A 21,476-nucleotide genomic window follows, 5' to 3' on the forward strand; every position below is an offset into this window, starting at 1 on the left:
TCGAAGGTTAGGGGAGTAATAAATATTGGAGCAAAGGTTGATGCGGCCTTAACAAGGCTTCCCCCGTTTTGCCCAGGGCTTCGTTTCGAGGCTGGGCGATGGTGAATCCGATGCGTCGTAAATAAAAAACGGACTTGCAGATTCTCTGAGCCACAGAGGAGCCTGCTCATGAAGATCATTCGTCTAAAAGAAGTCATCGACTCGACCGGTCTGGCACGGTCGACCATCTACAAATTCATTGCCCTGGACACCTTCCCGAAGCCGGTCTCTCTGGGAGATCGATGCGTTGGATGGGTGGAAAGCGAGGTGCACGACTGGATCCTGGCAAGGATTGAAGAGCGCGACCTAGCTGAGAGTGCTTCAGCCCGATCTGGCCGTCTGAGTATGGCCAGCTAGAAACCAATCATGGCGCCATGACCGGCTGCGGCTGGTCATGGCGTTTATGTCGGGTGGTCCATGGGCACCAATGGACCAACAAGGGGGCTCCCGCTAGGTCGAGCGATGCTGTTCCACATTGCTCGGTCTCTCGGGAGGCAAGTTTTCTTGGGGGCAGAGCTTCTGAACGATGATTTGTTTCCGGAGTGGGGCTAAGTCCAAAAATGCCGGTGTGGCTTGAGTATTCGGGATTGGATTCCCGAGCCAGTCGAGAGAGCTATTCTCGGTGCGGGTATTATGCTTTTACTAGTACTTACTACCCGTAGGGTTAGCAGGTATGTGACATGGAGCTATGCATTACCTGATGGGCTATCACCTGTACGGTTCCCACCTAGCCAACTGATACACAGCCAAGCACCGACCTATCTACTCAATAGATATCAGACAGGAAGATCATCGAGAGGTAACGGTTAAAAAGTACGCATCAGACGCAGCTTATGAAACTCAACCCGAGGAGTAGTAACCCATGCGTCGACATCCCGATAACTCCAACCTCCACCTGTACTACGAACCCATCTACGAAGGCCTGCCAACGATGATCGAGGCCGGCCCCTTCATCCTCCAGTACATTTCCTCTCTCAAACGCACCATAGGCCTGGCACTGGCTCAGTACCCGAGAGTGCTGGCCTTCAGAGCTGATCTTCGGCTACCACAGGGTATCCATCTGTCTGAGTGCGCCTACACGAATCAGGTCATCAGCAGGTTCATCGAGTCTTTCAAGGCGAAGATTAAGCACAACCGTGAGAAGGCTCGTGATCGGAACCAGTATGCCCATGACTGCAAGGTCCGATACGTCTGGGCTAGGGAGTTAGGGGAGGGGCGACGACCGCACTACCATCTGCTGATCCTGCTTAACCGTGATTCCTTCTACACGTTGGGTCGGCTACGTTCTGAGAGGGCCAATAATATCAGCCGCCTGGAAGAGGCCTGGGCCAGTGCTCTGAGGCTGTCAGTGGACCAAGTGAGAGGGTTAGTCCATATCCCTGGGAATGCTGAATACCGAATAGACCGGAATGTCTGTCCTGGTGATGCTGACGAGTTACCAGCGCTATTCCATCGTGCCAGCTACCTCTGCAAGGCGGCTACGAAGTCGTACGGTGATCGTCAGCGTGGATTCGATTCCAGTAGGGGCTAGCTGGTATTGCCGTCTGTTAGTGGTCGCCGAGTGGTGAGTTCTCAGGAACTGTCATCGGGACATGGTTATCACGGTGATCAGGATTTGATCATCACAGTGATATTGTCTTCGTATTTTTGTAGGTATTATGCATCTACAAATACCCGGAAGCGCATACGCTAACCCGAACGAGCCCGTCAGATGTCGAACCAGCAGCTTTCAGATCTAACTCAGCCACAACGTGACCGTCTCGCGTTCGTAGAGTTGCGCGTCCGTTTTATTGGCGAGATACGCCGCCAGGACCTGGTGGTGCGGTTTGGTATCCAATCCGCCGCCGCATCAAGGGATCTGGCGCTGTACAAGGAGTTGGCCCCAGGCAACATCGACTACGACGCCAAGGGCAAGTCTTACGTCCTTGGGCCGGACTTTCAGCCGGTCTTCGATTTTCTTCCGGCGCGGGTACTTTCGTGGCTAACCCAGGGCTTTGGCGATGGTGAGCCAATGCGGCTCAAAGCGTGGGTTGCGAGTGAGAGCCCGTTACGGCTCACGCACCCGGATCTGGATGTGCTGGCGAGTGTGACTAGGGCAATCCATCAGGAGCGCCCACTGGGCATCGAGTATCACTCCATCTCCAGTGGTTGCACCGAGCGGGAAATCGTCCCGTTTGCGCTGATCGACAATGGCCTGCGCTGGCATGTCCGCGCCTACGACCGTAAGTCGCAGGAGTTCCGGGACTTCGTCATTACCCGGATCAAACGGCCGACCTTGATGAAGGGGGAATGCGTTCAGTTCCATGAACGCAGCGACCAGGATATTCAATGGACTCGGATCGTCGAACTGGAAATGGTACCGCACCCTGATCAGCCACGCCCCGAAATCACTCAGATGGATTACGGGATGGTTGACGGCTCACTGCGAATGAAGCTGCGCGCTGCCACCGCCGGTTACATCTTACGGCAGTGGAGCGTTGACTGTTCGTCCGACCACAGCTTGCGTGGTCACGAATACAGATTGTGGCTGAAAGACCATCTGGCGCTCTACGGTGTCAAGAACGCGGTGTTGGCCCCGGGCTACCGCTTGCCCGATAAGAATAAAGGAGTGTAATAAAGTGGCCTACGATCCAAAACGCGCGCTGGAACTTCTTCGGGTCGGCTCCGGGCGTGCTGATTCTACTTTCCGTGATGGCCAGGAAGATGCCATTCGCCACATCGTCGAAGGCAAAGGCCGCTTGTTGGTCGTGCAGATGACTGGGTGGGGTAAGAGTTTTGTCTACTTTATCGCGACCAAGTTGCTGCGCGAGGCCGGTGCCGGGCCTGCGTTGTTGATCTCGCCGCTGCTGGCGCTGATGCGAAACCAGGTCACTGCGGCGGAGCGAATGGGTGTTCGCGCCGCCACGATCAACTCCGACAACATGGATGACTGGACGGCAGTCGAGGGCAGACTGGCCAGGGGGGAAATCGACATTCTGTTGATCTCGCCCGAGCGCCTGGCAAACGAGCGCTTCCGCACCCAGGTGTTGGCGGGTATCGCCGCACAGATTTCCATGCTGGTCATCGACGAAGCGCACTGCATTTCCGATTGGGGGCACGACTTCCGTCCTCACTACCGGCTGCTGGAACGTATCGTCAAGACGCTGCCGCCCAATCTTCGACTCCTCGCTACGACGGCGACGGCGAACAACAGGGTGATGGAAGACCTCGCTGCTGTGCTCGGGCCCAAGCTCGATGTGTCCCGGGGCGATCTCAATCGCACCTCACTTTCTTTACAGACCATCCGCCTACCCAGCCAAGCCGAACGCCTTGCATGGCTGGCGGAGCAACTCGCCACGTTGCAAGGCCACGGCATCATCTACACGCTGACGGTGCGTGACGCCAATCAAGTGGCTGAATGGCTGAAGACCCGAGGCTTCAACGTAGAGGCCTACACCGGTGAAACCGGTGATCGCCGAGAGCAGCTTGAACAGGCGCTACTCAACAATCAGGTCAAAGCGCTGGTTGCTACGACGGCTTTGGGCATGGGGTATGACAAGCCCGACCTGGCGTTTGTCATCCACTACCAGATGCCGGGTTCGGTGGTCGCCTACTACCAGCAGGTCGGTCGCGCGGGACGTGCACTGGACTCCGCCTACGGGGTGCTGCTCAGCGGTGAGGAAGAGTCTGACATCACTGACTGGTTTATCCGGAGTGCCTTCCCGACCCGACAGGAAGTTGCCGATGTCCTAGAGGCGCTAGAAGAAGAACCCAACGGCTTGTCCGTTCCTGAGCTGTTAAGCCGAGTCAATCTCAGCAAGGGGCGTGTCGAGAAGACGATTGCACTGCTTTCGCTCGAAGCACCAGCGCCCATCGCCAAGCAAGGCAGCAAGTGGCAGCTTACGGCGGCAACGCTGAGCGAAGGCTTTTGGGATCGAGCGGAACGGCTCACTGCATTGCGGCGTGACGAGCACCAGCAGATGCAGGAATACGTCGGTCTGCCGTTTGGTGATCACATGGGGTTCCTGATAGGCGCACTCGACGGTGATCCAACTGTTGTAACAGAACCTGCCTTACCGCCATTGCCTACAACTGTGGATACCGAACTGGTCAAAGCTGCCGTTACGTTTCTTCGTCGAACCAGCTTGCCCATTGAGCCGCGCAAGAAATGGCCGGACGGCGGAATGCCCCAGTACGGCGTCAAGGGATTCATTGCTTCCGCCAATCAGGCCGAATCCGGCAAGGCGCTCTGCGTCTGGGGTGATGCTGGTTGGGGCGGCCTGGTTCGACAAGGTAAGTACCACGATGGCCGTTTTTCCGACGACCTTGTTATTGCTTGCGTGAAGATGATCCGCGAGTGGAGTCCGCAACCGCCCCCGACCTGGGTGACCTGCGTTCCTTCGCTTCGGCATCCCGGTTTGGTACCTGATTTCGCGCAACGCTTGGCTGCTGCGCTGGGGGTGCCGTTTCACATGGTCATCACGAAAACAGACGCAAGGCCCGAACAGAAATCGATGGCAAACAGTACACAACAGGCGCGCAACATTGATGGCTCGCTCGCACTTAACGGCCAGCCCATCCTTCCTGGCCCGGTCCTCTTGGTTGATGACATGGTCGATTCGCGCTGGACGCTGACGGTGTCTGCGTGGCTACTGCTCAAGAACGGTAGTGGCGCGGTTTGGCCGATGGCCCTTTCACAGACGGGGCACGACGAATGACGCCGGTCCTATCACCCAACACGCAGGCGATCCTGCTACTGACTGCGCCGCTCATTGCCGGACGCGGAACCGCGTCATCCGATCTACTCTCGCCCGGGGAATACAAACGCCTCGCACGTCATTTGCGCGAAATCCAACGGCAACCATCCGATCTCATCTCGTCAGGCGCGGCTGAGATCCTGCGTGCCTGCCAGCCGGTGATTGACGAAAGCCGTTTGCAGCGGTTGTTGGGACGCGGATTCCTGCTGAGCCAAGTGGTTGAGCACTGGCAGGCACGTGCCATTTGGGTGGTTAGCCGTGCCGACGCCGAGTATCCGCGTCGCTTGAAGGCACGCCTTCGCGAAGACTCGCCAGCTGTACTCTACGGCTGTGGCGACATGAGCTTGCTTGAATCTGGTGGGCTTGCTGTCGTCGGGTCGCGTCATGTGGACGATTCTCTGATCAATTACACGATGGCAGTTGGTCGGCTCGCTGCTCAGGCAGGGAGAGCGCTTGTCTCAGGCGGTGCCAAAGGTATCGATCAGGCCGCCATGCGCGGGGCCTTGGAGGCCGGTGGCAAAGTCTGTGGTGTTCTGGCTGATAGCCTGGAAAAGACTGCCATGAACCGCGAGCACCGCAACTTGCTGCTCGATGGTCAGATAGTGCTGATTTCGCCCTACGATCCGAATGCCGGGTTCAACGTTGGTCATGCCATGCAGCGGAACAAGCTGATTTACGCATTGGCTGATACGTCCCTCGTAGTGAGCTCCGACCTTAACAAAGGTGGTACTTGGGCTGGTGCCGTCGAGCAACTGGACAAACTCAAGTTCGTCCCAGTCTTTGTGCGATCGGCGAGTGAGTCTTCCGCCGGGCTGGATGGTTTGCGAAAGAAAGGTGCTCTTCCTTGGCCGAACCCGCAAGACGTGGATTCGTTAGAGGCGGTATTCAACGCAGCGAAGCCGACACCGACGGCCACCCCTCAAGCCGGTTTTGCGCTATCTGCGAACGACGGGCCATCGCCTGTCGATGCTAAGCCAGCGGCACTCGTGCAATCCAACGCCGCTTCAGCACCCGATGTCACGAGCGAGCTTTCGGCTCCTGTCGACGTTGTTTCCGGTGGACGACCACTGGCTACGGGATCGGAAGAACCGCCGTCAGTCATGCCCGAGTGCGTGGAACCGATGGACGAGGTTAATAGATCTTCGCGCCCGGAATCGACCCCTGCTGAAGTGCTTTTCGCAGCAGTGCGCACTACGATCCGGCAGCTTTTGATCGCACCGATGAAAGACACCGAAGTGGCCACCGCTCTGAACGTCTCAAGCGGGCAGGCCAAGGTATGGCTGCAACGTCTCGTCGACGAAGGATTGATCGAGAAGCAGAAGAAGCCAGCGGGTTACATCGTCAAGCAATCCAACCTTTTCGGGTAACCAGTGAAGAACAATCACGAATATAGGCCGCTCTGCGGCGACATTTATGAAAAAGGGCTACGCGTTTGAGCGACCAACAGATCACCCTTAGTCAGCTCGAAAGCCACCTTTGGGAGTCCGCCAACATCCTACGTGGTCCGGTGGATGCGGCTGACTTCAAGACCTACATTTTCCCACTACTGTTCTTCAAGCGCATCTGCGACGTATGGGATGATGAGAGTCGTGAAATTGTTGACGAGAGCGGCGATCCAGAGCTGGCTCTCTACCCTGAATCGCATCGATTCCAGATTCCTGACTACTGTCACTGGGAGCATGTGCGCGAGAAGTCGATCAACGTAGGCTCCGCGCTTCAATGGGCTATGCGCGAGATCGAGAAAGCGAACCCAGAGAGCCTATATGGCGTCTTTGGCGATGCGCAGTGGTCGAATAAGGACCGACTCTCAGATCCACTTCTTAAGGATTTGATCGAGCACTTCTCCAAGCTTCCGCTAGGCAACAGAAATGTAAGTTCAGATCTACTGGGGGACGCCTACGAATACCTGATCAAGAAATTCGCAGACGCCACAAATAAGAAAGCCGGAGAGTTCTATACCCCGCGTAGCGTGGTGCGTCTGATGATCGATATGCTCGACCCGAAAGAAATTGACACTATCTATGACCCAGCCTGTGGTACGGGTGGCATGTTGTTGGCTGCCGTGCAGCACGTGCAGGAGCGGCATGGTGACGTAAAACGTCTCTGGGGAAAGCTCTTTGGTCAGGAAAAAAACCTCACGACCTCTGCCATCGCTCGCATGAACTTGTTCCTACACGGTATTGAAGACTTTCAGGTAGTGCGTGGCGACACACTGCGCAACCCTGCGTTCTTCGAGGGCGACCGTTTGGCGAGTTTCGACTGCGTGATCGCCAATCCGCCCTTCTCCCTAGAAAAGTGGGGTGAAGAACAGTGGGGCAATGACCCGTTCGGGCGCAATTTTGCCGGCCTACCGCCATCTAGTTCTGGTGACTTTGCCTGGGTTCAGCACATGGTTAAGTCGATGGCCGATGCAACGGGACGAATGGCAGTGGTGCTCCCTCAAGGAGCACTATTTCGCAAAGGCGCTGAGGGCAGTATCCGCCAGAAGCTGTTAGAGATGGACTTGGTTGAGGCCGTTGTCGGTCTGGCTCCCAATCTGTTCTACGGCACAGGTCTCGCCGCGTGCATTCTGGTCTTGCGCAAACGCAAACCAGCTGAACACCAAAATAAAGTGTTAATCGTCGACGCATCACGCCTCTTCAAGCGCGGCCGTGCCCAAAACTTCCTTGAACGGGAACACGCTACCGAAATCTTGGCCTGGTACCAAAACTTTACTGAAGTGCAGGATGCAGCAAGGGTCGTCACCCTTGATGAAATCAAGGCGGAAGATTGGACACTGAACATTTCGCGCTATGTCCTGCCGCCGCTGCAAGAAGATATCCCGCCACTGCCTGACGCCATTGCGGCTTTCAAGGATGCACTCACGCGCTGTCGTGAGGCCGAGGAACGGCTCGCGAAGGTCATGACAGAAGGGGACTGGCTGAAATGAGTCATCCAGGCAAACGTATCACCCAACAAGAGCTTGAAAGCTACCTGTGGGGCGCAGCCGTGCTGCTGCGCGGCCTCATCGACGCGGGCGACTACAAGCAGTTCATCTTTCCCCTGCTGTTCTACAAACGTGTAGCCGATGTATGGGAGGAGGAATACCAGGCGGCGCTAGCCAACTATGCCGGCGACCTCTCTTACGCCCAGTTTTCTGAAAACCACAGGTTCCAGATTCCTGAGGGTGCCCATTGGAAGGATGTAAGACAGGCTGCTACGAATGTAGGCGCTGTGATTCAAAGGGCCATGCGCGCCATTGAGTCTGCCAACCCTGACCTCCTCGACGGCATCTTTGGTGACGCGCCCTGGACCAACCGTGAGCGCCTGCCTGATGAAACGCTGAAGAACCTCATCGAGCACTTCTCGACCCAGACACTATCAGTCGCCAACGTGCCCGAGGATGAACTCGGTAATGCCTACGAATACCTGATCAAGAAGTTTGCGGACGACTCTGGCCACACGGCGGCCGAGTTCTACACTAACCGCACCGTCGTCCATCTGATGACGCAGCTGTTAGCCCCTCAGGCCGGGGAATCGATCTACGACCCAACCTGCGGCACTGGCGGCATGCTGATTTCGGCGCTGGACGAGGTGAAGCGCTCCGGTGGCGAATACCGCACGCTCAAACTCTACGGGCAGGAGCGTAATCTCATTACCTCATCTATCGCCCGCATGAACCTGTTTCTGCACGGCGTGGAGGACTTCGAGATCATTCGGGGCGACACACTGGCCGAGCCCAAGCACATTGAATGGGATCGCCTTCGCCAGTTCGATGTGATCCTGGCCAACCCGCCGTATTCCATCAAGCAGTGGAGCCGCGAGGCCTGGAGCGGCGATAAGTGGGGCCGCAACACGCTGGGTACTCCGCCGCAAGGCCGTGCCGATTATGCTTTCCAGCAGCATATTCTAAGCAGCCTGACGGCCAAAGGTCGCTGTGCCGTGCTCTGGCCTCACGGCGTGTTGTTCCGCAACGAAGAGCAAGCCATGCGCGCCAAGATGATCGAGCAAGACTGGGTGGAGGCGGTCATCGGTCTGGGGCCCAACCTGTTCTACAACTCCCCGATGGAGTCGTGCATCCTCATCTGCAACCGCAAGAAGCCTGCTGCGCGCAAGGGTAAGGTGATCTTCATCGACGCGGTGAACGAGGTTACTCGCGAGCGTGCGCAGAGCTTCCTGAAGCCAGAACACCAGCAGCGCATCCTGACCGCCTATAAGGCCTTTGCGAATATACCGGGCTTCGCCAAGGTCTCTACCCTGGCCGAAATCGGTAGCAATGCAGGCAACCTGTCGATCCCGCTGTATGTGAAGCGCATTGCCATCGCCGTCGCCACTGACAGCAATGGCGATGCTATATCGCTGCGCTCCGCCTGGGATAAATGGCAAATCGATGGCCACGCTTTCTGGCTGCAGATGGACGTGCTGGTAGAAACGCTGGATGGACTGATCACGGAGGACGTCAAACGTGTCTGACAAGAATAATAAAGCCCTGAAGCCCGGCTGGCGCCGGGTCAAATTTGGCGATGTGGTGCGGCTCTCGAAAGCTCGCAGCCAGGATCCGCTGACTGATGGCTTTGAACGTTATGTGGGCCTGGAGCATCTGAAGCCTGGCGATCTACGCATCCTCAGTTGGGGCAACGTCGCCGACGGCGTTACTTTCACCAGCGTGTTTCAGCCCGGGCAGGTGCTGTTCGGCAAGCGCCGCGCCTACCAGCGCAAGGTGGCCGTGGCGGATTTCGCAGGCGTGTGCTCCGGTGACATCTACGTGCTGGAAACCCAGGACGCACAGGTCTTGCTGCCGGAGTTGCTTCCTTTTATTTGCCAGACCGATGATTTTTTCGATCACGCGGTGGGCACGTCGGCGGGATCACTAAGCCCGCGCACCAATTGGACGAGTTTGGCGGGTTTTGAGTTCTATCTACCGCCAGCCGCAGAGCAACGGGTGTTGCTTGAGCGGCTGGTAGCTAAGAATGCTGCTGACCATGCATGCCAGTCCGCTCTTCGGTCACTGACTGTTGCTAGGAGGGCGGCGCTTATGGATGCATTTCGCCCAGGTCGCGGATCGCAGGATGAGTTTCCCAAACACTGGTGTGTGAAGCGCGTCGGCGAAGCAGGCAATGTCCAACTCGGCCAAAAGCGTCAGCCGAGTGTGCACGATGGCGCCAATGTTCGTCCGTATCTGCGAGTAGCCAATGTCTTTGATGGTCACATTGACTATTCCGACCTGATGACGATGCATTTTGCTGAGCGCGATCTCGACAAGTTTGAACTGCGCACTGGTGACATTCTCTTGAATGAAGGGCAAAGCAGGGAATTGGTAGGCCGTAGCGCGATTTTTGAAGGTGGCCCGGCTGGCATCTGCTTCCAGATGACTTTGCTTCGCTTTCGATGTCACGATGATTTGAACTACAGGTTCGCCCACGCATTCTTTCAACATTGTCTGTACACGGAGCAGTTTGCAGCGCGTTGCTTGAAGACAACTTCAATCGCACACCTCTCCGCGAGTGGACTGGCAAGCATGCAGCTACCCGTTCCGCCTATGGTGGAGCAGGTCAAACTAGTGGAAGTTCTGGAGCAGCTCGACCTTGCCAAGGCAAAGCTAACTGAGAGGAGAAATCTACTGCTTCAGGTAATTTCCGCAGGGGGGGAGCTGTGACTGCATTCACCGAATCCAATACTGTCGAAGCCTACGTTCGAGACCTGCTCGCTGGGCCAACCAAGGCGGCACCGACAAACACAATCCAAGAGCCGCTGGCCAGCTATGGACCCAGCCCAAAAGGCATAGGCTGGCGCTATGCACCACCGGCTGAAATACCCCGCCAGATTCAGGAAGTACTGGTCGAACCGTGGTTACGTGATGCGCTGATCCGCTTGAACCCGGAGATTGCCGCCCAGCCTGACCGTGCCGACGAAGTGCTCTACAAGCTGCGGGCCATTGTGCTGTCGGTGCGTTCGGATGGCCTGATCCGCGCCAACGAGGAGATGACCGCCTGGATGCGCGGCGAGCGCTCCATGCCCTTCGGCCACAACAACGAGCATGTGCCGGTGCGGCTGATCGATCTGGATGACCTGTCGCACAATCAGTACATCGTCACCCAGCAGTTCATCTACCGCGCCGGCCCTACGGAGCGTCGCGCCGATCTGGTGTTGCTGGTCAATGGCATGCCACTGGTGCTGATCGAGGCCAAGACGGCGGTTAAGAAGTGCATCAGCTGGGTGGATGGCGCAGTGCAGGTGCACGACGACTACGAGAAGTTCGTGCCTGAGCTGTTCGTTTGCAATGTGTTCTCAGTGGCTACCGAGGGTAAGTCCTACCGCTACGGTTCCATCGGGCTGCCGGTCAAGGATTGGGGCCCGTGGCATTTGGATGGAGGCGATGCGCAGCACCATCCGCTGAAGTCACTCAAGCTGTCGGCCGAGAGCATGTTGCGGTCGAATGTGGTGCTGGACATTCTGGGCAGCTTCACCTTATTTGCGACAGACAAAAAGAAGCGCCGTATCAAGGTCATCTGCCGCTATCAGCAGTACGAGGCGGCCAATAAGATTGTCGAGCGTGTGCTGGCAGGCTACCCCAAGAAGGGCCTGATTTGGCACTTCCAGGGTTCGGGCAAGTCGCTGTTGATGGTGTTTGCCGCGCAAAAGCTGCGGATGCACGCCGGGTTGAAGAACCCCACGGTGTTGATCGTGGTGGACCGAGTTGATCTCGACAGCCAGATCACCGGCACCTTCACGGGGGCGGACATTCCCAATCTGGAAAAGGCCGACACACGCGAGAAGCTGCAGCAACTGTTGGCGCAGGATGTGCGCAAGATCATCATTACCACGATCTTCAAATTCGGCGAGGCCACAGGCAGCCTGAATGATCGCAGCAACATCATTGCGTTGGTGGACGAAGCCCATCGCACGCAAGAAGGCGACCTGGGTCGCAAGATGCGCGAGGCCCTGCCCAATGCGTTTCTGTTCGGCCTGACCGGCACACCCATCAACCGCGCCGACCGCAACACCTTTTACGCCTTTGGTGCCGACGAAGACGAAAAGGGCTACATGAGCCGCTACGGCTTCGAAGAGTCGATCCGCGACGGCGCTACGCTGAAACTGCACTTCGAACCGCGCCTGATCGACCTGCACATCGACAAGGCTGCCCTCGACGCAGCCTACAAGGATTTGACCGGTGGCCTGACGGACCTGGACAAGGACAACCTCGCCAAGACCGCCGCAAAGATGGCCGTGTTGGTCAAAACGCCTGAGCGTATCCGCAAGGTATGTGAGGACATTGTTCAGCACTTTCAGGGCAAGGTAGAGCCCAATGGCTTCAAGGGTCAGATCGTCACCTTCGACCGGGAGTCGTGCCTGCTGTTCAAGGCAGAGTTGGATAAGCTGCTGCCACCGGAGGCCACCGACATCGTGATGTCGGTGCAGGCCGCGGATAAGAAGACGCACCCGGCGTACGCTGCTTACGACCGCACGCGCGATGAAGAGGAACGGCTGCTCGACCGCTTCCGCGACCCGGCCGACCCGCTGAAGCTGATCATTGTCACAGCCAAGCTACTGACCGGCTTTGATGCGCCGATCTTGCAGGCGATGTACCTAGACAAGCCGTTGCGTGACCACACCTTGTTGCAGGCGATCTGCCGGGTGAACCGGACCTACTCTGAGCAGAAGACCCATGGCCTGATCGTGGACTATCTGGGCATCTTCGACGATGTGGCCGCTGCGTTGGAGTTCGATGACCAGAGCGTCAAACAGATTGTTAGCAACATCCAAGAGCTGAAGGACAAGCTGCCCGAAGCCATACAGAAGTGCCTGGCCTTCTTCCCCGGCGTCGACCGTGACCAGCAAGGCTATGAAGGCCTGATGGCCGCGCAGGAGTGTTTGCCGAACAACGAGGTGCGGGACAACTTTGCCGCCGAATACAGCATACTCAACAAGATCTGGGAGGCATTGTCGCCCGACTTGGTGCTAGGACCCTTCGAGAAAAACTACAAGTGGCTGTCACAGGTGTATCAGTCGGTGCAGCCTTCCAGCGGTCACGGCAAGCTGATCTGGCACTCCCTAGGCGCCAAGACTATCGAGCTGATTCACCAGAACGTGCATGTGGATGCGGTGCGCGATGACCTCGACACCCTTGTGCTGGACGCCGATTTGCTAGAGGCAGTTCTCTCGAACCCTGACCCGAAGAAGGCGAAGGAAATCGAGATCAAGCTTAAGCGCCGGCTTCGTGGGCACAGTGGCAACCCCAAGTTCAAGCAGTTATCGGAGCGGCTCGATGCTTTGAAAGATCGCTTCGAGTCCGGACAGATCAACAGCGTGGAGTTTTTGAAAGCTTTGCTGGAGATCGCCAAGGAAACGCGCCAGGCCGAGAAAGAAATACCTCCTGAAGAGGACGAGGATCGCGGCAAGGCAGCACTGACCGAGCTGTTCAACGAGGTCAAGACGGCTGATACGCCGATCATGGTCGAGCGGGTAGTCGCGGACATCGACGAGATCGTGCGCCTGGTGCGCTTCCCTGGTTGGCAGGGAACCCAAGCCGGTGAGCGCGAAGTGAAGAAGGCACTGCGCAAGGCCCTCTTCAAGTACAAGCTGCATGCGGATGAAGAACTGTTCGAGAAAGCCTATAGCTACATCCGACAGTATTACTAAGGGGGCATGGATGATCACCAGTGACAGCATGGCGAGCACGACCTGGTTTGTCGGTGCCAGCTTTGGACACACCAACGACCAGAGCGAACGTTTTCTTTCTCAAGGGCTTTGGGAGATCAGTAAACCGAACGACAAGGAAATGGCTCTGGTTCGCTCTATGCGCCCCGGAGAGCGGATTGCCATTAAGGCCGCCTATACGCGAAAACATGGGCTACCGTTCGATAACCGAGGGCGCACTGTTTCCGTCCTTGGCATCAAGGCCATTGGTACCATCCTCGACAATCCGCACGATGGCGAGCGGGTGCAAGTGCAGTGGTTGCCGATAGAAGGGGTGCGTGAGTGGTATTTCTATACCTTCCGGGCCACCATCTGGCGTGTGATTCCAGGCGATTGGATGAACGACGCGTTGATCGCGTTCGCCTTCGACAAACAGTTGCAGGATGTGGATCGCTTTCGCAATGAGCCCTATTGGCGTGAGCGCTTTGGGTCGGTTTTGTCGGACAAGCAGCGCTTTCAGTGGACGGAGTTCTATGAAGCGGTGGCCGAAAAACTGCTGACTTACGCGGACGACCGAACCCTGCTCATCGAGGGTATCCACAAGATTGGTTCGCGTGTGCCGGGACTCGGTTACCTGCAGGACAAGTTTCCAGATGGCACCAGTGGCCCGCTGCGGGATATTTGCCCGTTCACCACGATGGGGACTTTCAACCGGTCCATGACCGATGCCAATCGCAAAACCATAGCGAGAGAGTTGGCCAAGTTGCTGGGTGTAACCGTTCCTGTTCCGCCTTCATTCGAGGGCATTCCCGTCCTCAACAATCAGCGCTCCTGGTTTTTTGCCTACTCCGACAAGCGCGGAGCGAGCGACATTGACACTTTGTGGAAAGTGTTCGTGGCCGCGCACAGCATAGTGGAAGACGACCAGCCGGGTACCCGAGATGCTTTCATCCAAGCTTACGACGAGGCGACCCAAGTGTGGGGCGTTGCCTGGAATCTCTCGACAGGCCTTTACTGGACACATCCGTGGGAGTTTCTGACCCTCGATAGCCAGTCGCGTCACTACATCAACAAGCGGCTCGGTCTGAATGTCGCCATCAGTGGTCAGCAAGGCCCCTGTGATGCCGGGAGCTATCTGAAGCTGGTTGACGATCTGCGCGCGCGCTTCAGCGAAGACGATTATCCCGTCCACAGCTTTCCGGACTTGTCGTTAGAGTCCTGGATGTACAAGGACCCAGACGACGAACCTGTGCCATCTGGCGAGGCTGAAGAAGGCAGCGCTGAAGACCAAGTAGCTGCAAGTGCGTTTAGCGAAGCCTTTCAAGTGGCAGCGCCAATTATCCCGTACTTGGTCGAAGATATTCTCAGGGATGGGTGTTTCCTTGCTCGGACCGAGATCGACCTTCTGCTCGATCGGCTGCGAGCCAAGAAAAACCTGATCCTGCAGGGGCCTCCGGGCACAGGAAAAACTTGGCTGGCTAAGCGGCTGGCCTTCGCGCTTGTGGGGCAGAAGGACGATAGTAAAGTTCGGGCGGTTCAATTCCATCCCAACTTGTCCTACGAGGACTTTGTACGAGGCTGGCGCCCGACTGGTGAAGGTAAATTGTCGCTCGCGGACGGTGTCTTCATGGAAGCGATTAAGGCTGCCAGCAAAGACCCGTCTTCGAAGTTTGTTGTTGTGATTGAGGAAATCAATCGTGGTAACCCCGCGCAGATCTTCGGAGAGCTGTTGACGCTGCTGGAAGCTGGGAAGCGCACGCCCAGCGAAGCATTGGAGCTCTGCTACCCGGATGCAGATGGTAAGCGTCGTCCTGTCCACATTCCCGAAAATTTGTATGTTATCGGCACCATGAACATCGCGGACAGATCACTCGCGCTAGTCGATCTGGCGCTGCGTCGCCGCTTCGCTTTCATTGGATTGGAGCCGAGGCTGGGGCTCGTGTGGCGGGACTGGGTGGTCAAAGAGTGTGCGGTTGATCCAGTCTTGGTGGAGGATATCGAGCAACGATTTTCCAAGCTGAATGATCAGATTGCGGCGGATGTCCGTCTTGGTAAGCAGTTCCGGATTGGCCACAGCTATGTGACACCTGCGCATCGCCTGGAGTCGGGAGACACGAAGAAGTGGTTCCAGCAGGTCGTAGAAACGGAGATCGGCCCGTTGCTGGATGAATATTGGTTTGACGCGCCCGACGAAGCACAAAAGGCGATTGCACGGCTGACACAGGGGTGGTGGTGAGCATCGTCGCAGAGCAGGTGGATAGCGTGTCCGCGAGTGCCGACGGCTTCATCGGACGCATTCCGGTGCGCAACCTTTGGCTGCTGATGCTATATGCCTCGGACCTGTTTCGCACTTGTGATATCGGCAAGGTCGGCTTGGAAGACAGTCCTGACGATCTGCCGGATCTGGTTGCGGAGATTCTTGCTCATGCAGTTGAGGTAAGGCAACGGCGCAGGCTAAGTCTTGGCTACCGTTCTCGTGATGCCGTGATTAATCGTGTTCGGGGCCGTATCGATGTTCTGACTAGCGAACGCCATCAGTTGTTGGATCGCGGCTTGGTAGCATGCCGATTCGATGAGCTGACTATCGACACGCCCCGCAATCGCTTTGTCCGAGCGGCTCTGGAATCCATCTCCAGAATCGTGCGGAGAAGGGAACTTGCACATCGATGCCGCTCACTCGCGAGTGGCATGAAGGCGATGGGGGTATCTGGCGAGGTACCCACGCGAGCTCAAATGAGCACCGATCGTTTTGGGCGTAATGATGCAGACGACCGATTCATGGTGGCAGCCGCGAAGCTGGCATTTGACTTGGCGATACCGGCTGAAGTGTCTGGGGCGAATGTACTCACTTTGCCAGATCGAGAGGTGACTTGGGTGCGCCGATTGTTCGAGCGGGCTGTAGGCGGGCTCTACGATGTGGTGCTAAGTCCTCAGGGGTGGCGGGTAAAGTGCGGTGGCGCACTCGGCTGGAAAATTGAGCAAAAAACCGCTGGGATCGACAAGATCTTGCCCTCCATGCGAACTGACGTTGTTCTCGACCACCCATCAACTGGGCGGCGAATCGTCATCGACACCAAGTTCACATCAATCGTGACGAGTGGCTGGTACCGCGAGGAAACCCTGCGCAGCGGCTATGTGTACCAAATCTACGCCTACCTGCGGTCTCAGGTAGGGCGTGGCGATGCTCTTGCCGATTGCGCCAGCGGATTACTGCTACATCCCGCGATCGGCCTGTCGGTCGACGAAACGGTTGTGATTCAGGGGCATGCCATTCGGTTTGCCACAGTTGATTTGGCTGCTTCAGCTACAGAAATCCGAACCCAACTGATGAATATTTGTGCTGCGACGATGTAGCAAGCTGAGCTGGCGACTTCATTTACCAAGAGCGGTACGGTGCGCTCACTGGCGAGGCGCTGCTCGCCTGTTAGCTTCTCGGCGGCTTCTTCAGCGTCGTCGCGGTCGTCGTAGGTGTTGAGTAGTTTCATAAGTCTTCGGATGCGAGCTCAATGGGTCGTAGATTCTGCCCGACTCACAAAAAAGAACATCCCTATCATTGGCGCTAGGTGAGTAGCTGGTCAGCTATGCACTTGGCCAAAAAATAAGAGCCGACGTGAAAGCGATAGGGGGTATACGCCCCCTATCGCTCGCCTGTGTCCAGGGGGCTCAGGGTCGTTATTGCAGTAGGTAACCCATCGGTTGGTCATCCTTGTCGAAGCAGAGGATGGTTTCGCAGTGGCCGCCTAGCTGATCGGCATTCGATTCGCTGATGTCGGGCAACCATTTACCCAGTTCTGCGATTGGAACCCTCTTCTCGTTGATGTAGCAGTCATCATCCATGCGCGGGTTGCACCACGCACTTTTTACATCCGGCCATTCGGATTGGGGCGGGGTAGCTGGTGACTGTACAGCCGCTTTTTGAGTACCTCCTTTCTGTGCTTGCCAAGCTGCGTAGCCGCCTTCATAGCGCCCGTCAAACGTGGGGACGAGCTGATTATCAGGTACGCCAATATCCAGGTAGAACTGGTACAGGATAGAACCGGCTTTGGCGTACGACACCTGGCGAGAGGTATCGACACGGTAGGCCACTGGCTTGCCGTCGGTGCTGATGCCGATGCGATACCAGATCGACAGCGCGAAGAAGGCATCCTGATTCCACTCACCTACCAAGGTAGTGTTTGTCCGGCACTTACCGCGCAGACACGTACCACTTACTTGGTTGACATAGCGCCGGTCCTGCTGGCGCTGGGCATCCCAGATGAGCACTTCGCGGGAGGTCTCCAGCCAGGTGCACTTGATCATGGGTTGGCCGTTGAAGGATTTCTTGGCGATACACGGAATAGCTTCGGGAAGACCGTTGGTAGAGGTCTCGTCTGGGAAGGCGATGTTGCCCCATGCGTAATGATCCACGACGGCGTTTGCGTTGGCGCAGAAAGCGAGCAGAAGGATGCTGAGTATCCGTTTCATAGGTTCTCCAGTTTGTTGCTTTTGTCGAGTGCGAAATAAGAGCAGGCCGTTTAACGGCCGATGATGAAGGCGAACCCCGGCGTGTCGTGGGGCAATCAATGTCGCTTTCGGTAACTATCTGAGAGCTATTTTTTGTACGTGACCCTGAGTTTTTTATTGACGTAGTCTTTGAGGATTTCGTAGTCGGGGTTGTAAGTGACTAGCGCATGGCCCACACCTACTGCGGCCGTCAATGTTGCTATGGTCAATGTTGCAGGTGTTGACAGGACGCTGAATACAGCACCAAGGGCGCCGCCCTGTACCACAGTACTTTTCACGTCACTTGTGACTCGACACTTCAGTCCCAGGCTTTCAATCTTGGTTTCGACAAGTTTGATACCCGCCATGAAATTGCCCCTGAGGCCGTGGATCTCGAAGGACGCTTTGCTTTTCACAAGACCTTCAATCTGCGCTTCATTCAGACCGGTTACGACGATCATGGTTTTTCTGAGCTCCCTGCATGAGGTGGTGGTTTAGAGAAAAAGTCGAATATCAACCTTTTGGGGTGAGTCTCGGTTTGGGAGGTCCTTCATGTCAACAGGTTGATGACCAACCATCCAGGTTGAACTGGAGGGTGGCATGTCAAAAAATGAATCGAAGAAGCTGGCGGAGCTTGTTGGTCAAGCAATTGCTCGTCAGCGTGTTCGTTGCAAGCTGAACCAGGAACAGGTTGCGGAAAAGCTTGGGATTGGAAGTGAGGCCGTATCACGTATCGAGCGTGGGATTGTCATGCCTAACATCGAGCGCTTGGTCGAATTAGCGGAAGTTTTTGGGTGTGAAGCGGCCGACCTGCTTACCGAGGGGAGTTCGCGCCCAGAGGACCAGACGCGCCGGCTCTATGACCTGCTGTCCAGACTGGAGGCACATGACCGCGACTTTGTCATGGACATGGTGGAGCGTCTTGTTGTCAGGCTTGATCGCGACTGATTGGCTCAGTCACGGCGGTTGCTTTGTTGTTTCGGAGGCCTCCTGTGTCCCAGGTTCGTCGAACAGAGCTCCGCAGCGCAGGCACAAGCAGTTGAACCCCGCGAAGTGATATTTGGCGACATCCTCGGCTACCTGCAATGCCGATGGATAGGCGGGAGTAATGGCGGCCAACCCATTGATGAGCAGATGGCTGCCTGGCGCTTGGGTATTTTCATTGGCTTTCTGCGCTTCTCGTAACGCGCTGTCAGCCAGGCCGAGCAGCAGTGCGATGCCCTTGGCGGCTTCCCTAGTCAAGATGGCCTTGGAGTCGCAGATCAAGCAGTGTCGAAGCATGATTCACTCTCCTGTAAAGCGGCCGTGTGCATGGCCGCTGACGATGATTTGGCTCATTTCAGTTGGGATTGCCCTGGCCAGGGGGCAACAGCCTGAGCAAGCGACTCAGGATCCAGCAGGCCAGGACCACGGCCAGTAACAGCGGCGGGAAGCGCAGCATGAGCAGAATGCTCAGTGCCAGCTCCCCGGTGGCGGCGAGCGCGCCGATGAAGATGAACAAGCAGAGCAGGAATCTCAGTAGGGACATGGCGGATCTCCAAGTGGTTCTGCCTGGCCTATGTACTCAGCACAGACAGGCTAGATTCAGTGGGCCTGTGAGGCGAGGGCTTCCAGTTTGCCCGCGAGGGAGTTGGGAGCTGGCTGCGATTCGCCCTGGCCTGCGGTACTGGTGGGCTCCGAGTTTGTGAAGAACTCCTCGATCACGGCGCGACTGTCCTCCTCGCTGTCCTCGAAGGCTCCGTTGCCGAAGCCCCGGCGAGCTGCGTCGTCCAGTGCCATCTGGTCGAAACCTGCTGCTTGTCGCTGTGTATCGAGCTCGCTCGTCTTCTGCAGCGCTTCGGTCATGTCCATGCCACTGCGTACCGTGAGGTCGACATAAAAGATCGGCGTGCCATGGCTCTGGCGCGTCGACTTACCTCGTAGACGCAGCTCCAGCGGCAGGCAGGCCAGGCGGTTGCCCGAGATCGCCTGAAAGTAATGCAGCCGAGCGGCCAGGGTGCGGATGCTGTTGAAACCCGTTGTGCGGAAAACAAAGCTACCCAACGAGTCCTCATCGCCAATGATCACATTCAGTCGGCCATAAGGCTTGCAGGCACCGCCTTTGGCCAGTGGGCAGGCATCGGGCGAAGGACAGGGCAGAGACTGTATGCCGTCCTGGGTAATGCGCTTGCAGGTTTCACCATTGCCGACGCACAACGGTCGCCCGGATTGCCGGTCGAACAGGGTGTAATCGGCCCGGAAGTTCAGCTCCGGCTCGTTGAACAGTAGGCGTACTGGAATGCTGCGCAGCTTGTCTTCCTTGCCCTGGCGCAATTCGTCGTTGAGTGGGTGAAGCAGCCAGCCATCCCTGCTTTGCACCTGGGACGTGATGGTGAACTGATCATCTTTCTCTGGGAGGCGTTTGCCGTTTTTCTCAACGACTTTGCCGATGGAGATGCGTCCGAGCACGGGTGGCGTCAGGGCTAGGCCTTTCAACATGATGGTTCTCCTGGAAATGAAAAAAGGCCAGCCACGCAGCGAGAACTGCGTGGACTGGCCAAGGGAGGGAAGAGGAATGGCGGAATTAGTTGATCAGGAAGCGGCGACTGCCTTCCTTGGTTTTGGCGTAGCGCACCTGCAGGTAAGGTTTCTCTTGCAGCATCTGCTGAATATCAAGCACGGTGCTGTCCTTGGATTTCTTCCAGCTGATATAGCCGCTGGAAAAATCCGCTCGGGTGGCCTCGCCGATGGCCTGTTGCAGCATCTGCTTGAGCTGGGCCTCGCGCGTTTCCTTCTCTCCGATGGATTGGCGCACGGCCTTGAGCTCCAGGTAGGCCGCGGCCAACCCTGCATGGCCGCTGAAGTCGACGGTCTGGCCGTTGTCCTCCGGGTACAAGCAGCGCAATGCCGCCTCGGCCGACGCGCTACCGTCGGCTGGCGGCGGGGTGTCGGTTTCCACGTAGCTCCAGAACTTGCACTCCAGTTCGATCAGGCGAGCGATCATCTGCTTGTCACGCTCAATGCGGTGGACCTCCAGAGATTGACCGCCCAGCAGCACTGCCACATCCGCCGCCTGTTTGCCGGTAACGGCGAGTTGGTGCATTACCTGTAGTTGTACATACTCGGGCACGCCTTCCTTCCAGAGGCGTGCCCCGTTTATGCCGGCGGTCTTGCATTCGAGGATCTGCACGTCGTCCGCGCCGATCACCTCGCGGTCGATGTTGGCTAGCATCCAGGAGAACTCGGGATTCGGATGCTGCAGTACGGCGTTGATCCGTCGCACCTTATTCTTGGTACGCTTGCTGTAGTGCCAGGCCACGATGGGCTCCAGAACATTGCCCCAGTACAGCGGGCTTTCCTCATCCTGAGGATCGGCCTTCGGCAGCCCGGCATCGCGGCCGGTCTTCTCCAGCCACAGCTCCAATTGCGATTTATAGGGGTTCAGCCCCACAGCAGCGGCGGCATCCGAACTACCGATGCCCTGTTTGCGGATTTGCAGCCAGTCCTCGCGCGGTAGCTCCTTGGTGCTGACCAAGCGCAGGGCAGGGGGTGCTTTGCGGGTACGGCAGTTCAATGACGTTGCTTTCATCGTGTTTACCTGCAGACATAAAAAACGCCCGACCA

General features: G+C 57.0%; 18 protein-coding genes. 12 read left to right on the forward strand and 6 right to left on the reverse strand.

The window, feature by feature from the left end:
* Window positions 1–168: 168 nt before the first annotated feature.
* From FFS64_RS14995 to mcrC, 11 genes are all read left to right on the forward strand, one after another.
* The gene (locus FFS64_RS14995) at window positions 169–396 is read left to right on the forward strand and encodes an AlpA family transcriptional regulator (protein ID WP_137806027.1); all 228 of its coding nucleotides are present in this window, start codon (window positions 169–171) and stop codon (window positions 394–396) included.
* A 505-nt stretch (window positions 397–901) separates the two neighbouring features.
* A complete protein-coding gene (locus FFS64_RS15000; protein WP_137806028.1) occupies window positions 902–1,570 on the forward strand; it encodes an inovirus Gp2 family protein in 669 nt (222 codons plus the stop codon).
* Between the two features lie 180 nt (window positions 1,571–1,750).
* Complete coding sequence (locus FFS64_RS15005; RefSeq protein WP_137806029.1) at window positions 1,751–2,653, forward strand: YafY family protein; 903 nt, start codon at window positions 1,751–1,753, stop codon at window positions 2,651–2,653.
* A gap of 4 nt (window positions 2,654–2,657) precedes the next feature.
* Complete coding sequence (locus tag FFS64_RS15010) at window positions 2,658–4,736, forward strand: RecQ family ATP-dependent DNA helicase (protein ID WP_137806030.1); 2,079 nt, start codon at window positions 2,658–2,660, stop codon at window positions 4,734–4,736.
* Window positions 4,733–6,142, forward strand: a complete 1,410-nt coding sequence (locus tag FFS64_RS15015) for a DNA-processing protein DprA (RefSeq protein WP_137806031.1) — start codon at window positions 4,733–4,735, stop codon at window positions 6,140–6,142. Before FFS64_RS15010 ends, FFS64_RS15015 begins: the two co-directional genes overlap by 4 nt.
* A gap of 65 nt (window positions 6,143–6,207) precedes the next feature.
* On the forward strand, window positions 6,208–7,704 hold the full coding sequence (locus FFS64_RS15020; protein ID WP_137806032.1) for a class I SAM-dependent DNA methyltransferase: 1,497 nt from the start codon (window positions 6,208–6,210) through the stop codon (window positions 7,702–7,704).
* Complete coding sequence (locus tag FFS64_RS15025) at window positions 7,701–9,227, forward strand: class I SAM-dependent DNA methyltransferase (RefSeq protein WP_137806033.1); 1,527 nt, start codon at window positions 7,701–7,703, stop codon at window positions 9,225–9,227. Before FFS64_RS15020 ends, FFS64_RS15025 begins: the two co-directional genes overlap by 4 nt.
* On the forward strand, window positions 9,220–10,410 hold the full coding sequence (locus FFS64_RS15030) for a restriction endonuclease subunit S (protein WP_137806034.1): 1,191 nt from the start codon (window positions 9,220–9,222) through the stop codon (window positions 10,408–10,410). Before FFS64_RS15025 ends, FFS64_RS15030 begins: the two co-directional genes overlap by 8 nt.
* The gene (locus tag FFS64_RS15035) at window positions 10,407–13,394 is read left to right on the forward strand and encodes a type I restriction endonuclease subunit R (protein ID WP_137806035.1); all 2,988 of its coding nucleotides are present in this window, start codon (window positions 10,407–10,409) and stop codon (window positions 13,392–13,394) included. Before FFS64_RS15030 ends, FFS64_RS15035 begins: the two co-directional genes overlap by 4 nt.
* A 10-nt stretch (window positions 13,395–13,404) precedes the next feature.
* Complete coding sequence (locus FFS64_RS15040) at window positions 13,405–15,627, forward strand: AAA family ATPase (RefSeq protein ID WP_137806036.1); 2,223 nt, start codon at window positions 13,405–13,407, stop codon at window positions 15,625–15,627.
* Window positions 15,624–16,745: a 5-methylcytosine-specific restriction endonuclease system specificity protein McrC gene (gene mcrC, locus FFS64_RS15045; protein ID WP_137806037.1), complete on the forward strand. Its 1,122-nt coding sequence runs from the start codon at window positions 15,624–15,626 to the stop codon at window positions 16,743–16,745. The genes FFS64_RS15040 and mcrC overlap by 4 nt, the downstream gene beginning before the upstream one ends.
* Before the next feature lie 318 nt (window positions 16,746–17,063).
* Here the strand turns inward: mcrC and FFS64_RS15055 are convergent, their stop codons facing one another.
* Together FFS64_RS15055 and FFS64_RS15060 are read right to left on the reverse strand one after the other, a co-directional pair.
* Complete coding sequence (locus FFS64_RS15055; RefSeq protein ID WP_137806039.1) at window positions 17,064–17,855, reverse strand: hypothetical protein; 792 nt, start codon at window positions 17,853–17,855, stop codon at window positions 17,064–17,066.
* Window positions 17,856–17,980: 125 nt separating this feature from the next.
* Window positions 17,981–18,334 carry a hypothetical protein gene (locus FFS64_RS15060; protein WP_137806040.1) on the reverse strand — a complete coding sequence of 118 codons (354 nt, stop codon included), beginning with the start codon at window positions 18,332–18,334 and terminating at the stop codon, window positions 17,981–17,983.
* A 139-nt stretch (window positions 18,335–18,473) separates the two neighbouring features.
* Between FFS64_RS15060 and FFS64_RS15065 the strand changes: the two genes are divergently transcribed.
* Window positions 18,474–18,821 (forward strand): helix-turn-helix domain-containing protein, encoded by a 348-nt coding sequence (locus FFS64_RS15065; RefSeq protein ID WP_137806041.1) that lies wholly within the window; start codon window positions 18,474–18,476, stop codon window positions 18,819–18,821.
* A 9-nt stretch (window positions 18,822–18,830) separates the two neighbouring features.
* Here FFS64_RS15065 and FFS64_RS15070 read toward each other — a convergent pair whose 3' ends face one another.
* The 4 genes from FFS64_RS15070 to FFS64_RS15085 form a co-directional block, all read right to left on the reverse strand.
* Complete coding sequence (locus FFS64_RS15070) at window positions 18,831–19,154, reverse strand: hypothetical protein (protein WP_137806042.1); 324 nt, start codon at window positions 19,152–19,154, stop codon at window positions 18,831–18,833.
* Window positions 19,155–19,212: 58 nt separating this feature from the next.
* The gene (locus tag FFS64_RS15075) at window positions 19,213–19,401 is read right to left on the reverse strand and encodes a hypothetical protein (protein ID WP_137806043.1); all 189 of its coding nucleotides are present in this window, start codon (window positions 19,399–19,401) and stop codon (window positions 19,213–19,215) included.
* 56 nt (window positions 19,402–19,457) lie between these two features.
* Window positions 19,458–20,351 carry a hydrolase or metal-binding protein gene (locus tag FFS64_RS15080; protein ID WP_137806044.1) on the reverse strand — a complete coding sequence of 298 codons (894 nt, stop codon included), beginning with the start codon at window positions 20,349–20,351 and terminating at the stop codon, window positions 19,458–19,460.
* Window positions 20,352–20,436: 85 nt separating this feature from the next.
* A complete protein-coding gene (locus tag FFS64_RS15085) occupies window positions 20,437–21,441 on the reverse strand; it encodes a YqaJ viral recombinase family protein (RefSeq protein WP_137806045.1) in 1,005 nt (334 codons plus the stop codon).
* Window positions 21,442–21,476: the final 35 nt, after the last annotated feature.

Origin of the sequence: Pseudomonas sp. G(2018) (assembly GCF_005502415.1) — a bacterium.
GTDB lineage: Bacteria > Pseudomonadota > Gammaproteobacteria > Pseudomonadales > Pseudomonadaceae > Aquipseudomonas.

Coding starts and splice junctions, on each gene's coding strand:
- FFS64_RS14995 (WP_137806027.1), top strand. CDS start 169: ATGAAGATCATTCGTCTAAAAGAAGTCATCGACTCGACCGGTCTGGCA.
- FFS64_RS15000 (WP_137806028.1), top strand. CDS start 902: ATGCGTCGACATCCCGATAACTCCAACCTCCACCTGTACTACGAACCC.
- FFS64_RS15005 (WP_137806029.1), top strand. CDS start 1,751: ATGTCGAACCAGCAGCTTTCAGATCTAACTCAGCCACAACGTGACCGT.
- FFS64_RS15015 (WP_137806031.1), top strand. CDS start 4,733: ATGACGCCGGTCCTATCACCCAACACGCAGGCGATCCTGCTACTGACT.
- FFS64_RS15025 (WP_137806033.1), top strand. CDS start 7,701: ATGAGTCATCCAGGCAAACGTATCACCCAACAAGAGCTTGAAAGCTAC.
- FFS64_RS15040 (WP_137806036.1), top strand. CDS start 13,405: ATGATCACCAGTGACAGCATGGCGAGCACGACCTGGTTTGTCGGTGCC.
- FFS64_RS15055 (WP_137806039.1), bottom strand. CDS start 17,855: ATGAAACGGATACTCAGCATCCTTCTGCTCGCTTTCTGCGCCAACGCA.
- FFS64_RS15060 (WP_137806040.1), bottom strand. CDS start 18,334: ATGATCGTCGTAACCGGTCTGAATGAAGCGCAGATTGAAGGTCTTGTG.
- FFS64_RS15065 (WP_137806041.1), top strand. CDS start 18,474: ATGTCAAAAAATGAATCGAAGAAGCTGGCGGAGCTTGTTGGTCAAGCA.
- FFS64_RS15070 (WP_137806042.1), bottom strand. CDS start 19,154: ATGCTTCGACACTGCTTGATCTGCGACTCCAAGGCCATCTTGACTAGG.
- FFS64_RS15075 (WP_137806043.1), bottom strand. CDS start 19,401: ATGTCCCTACTGAGATTCCTGCTCTGCTTGTTCATCTTCATCGGCGCG.
- FFS64_RS15080 (WP_137806044.1), bottom strand. CDS start 20,351: ATGTTGAAAGGCCTAGCCCTGACGCCACCCGTGCTCGGACGCATCTCC.
- FFS64_RS15085 (WP_137806045.1), bottom strand. CDS start 21,441: ATGAAAGCAACGTCATTGAACTGCCGTACCCGCAAAGCACCCCCTGCC.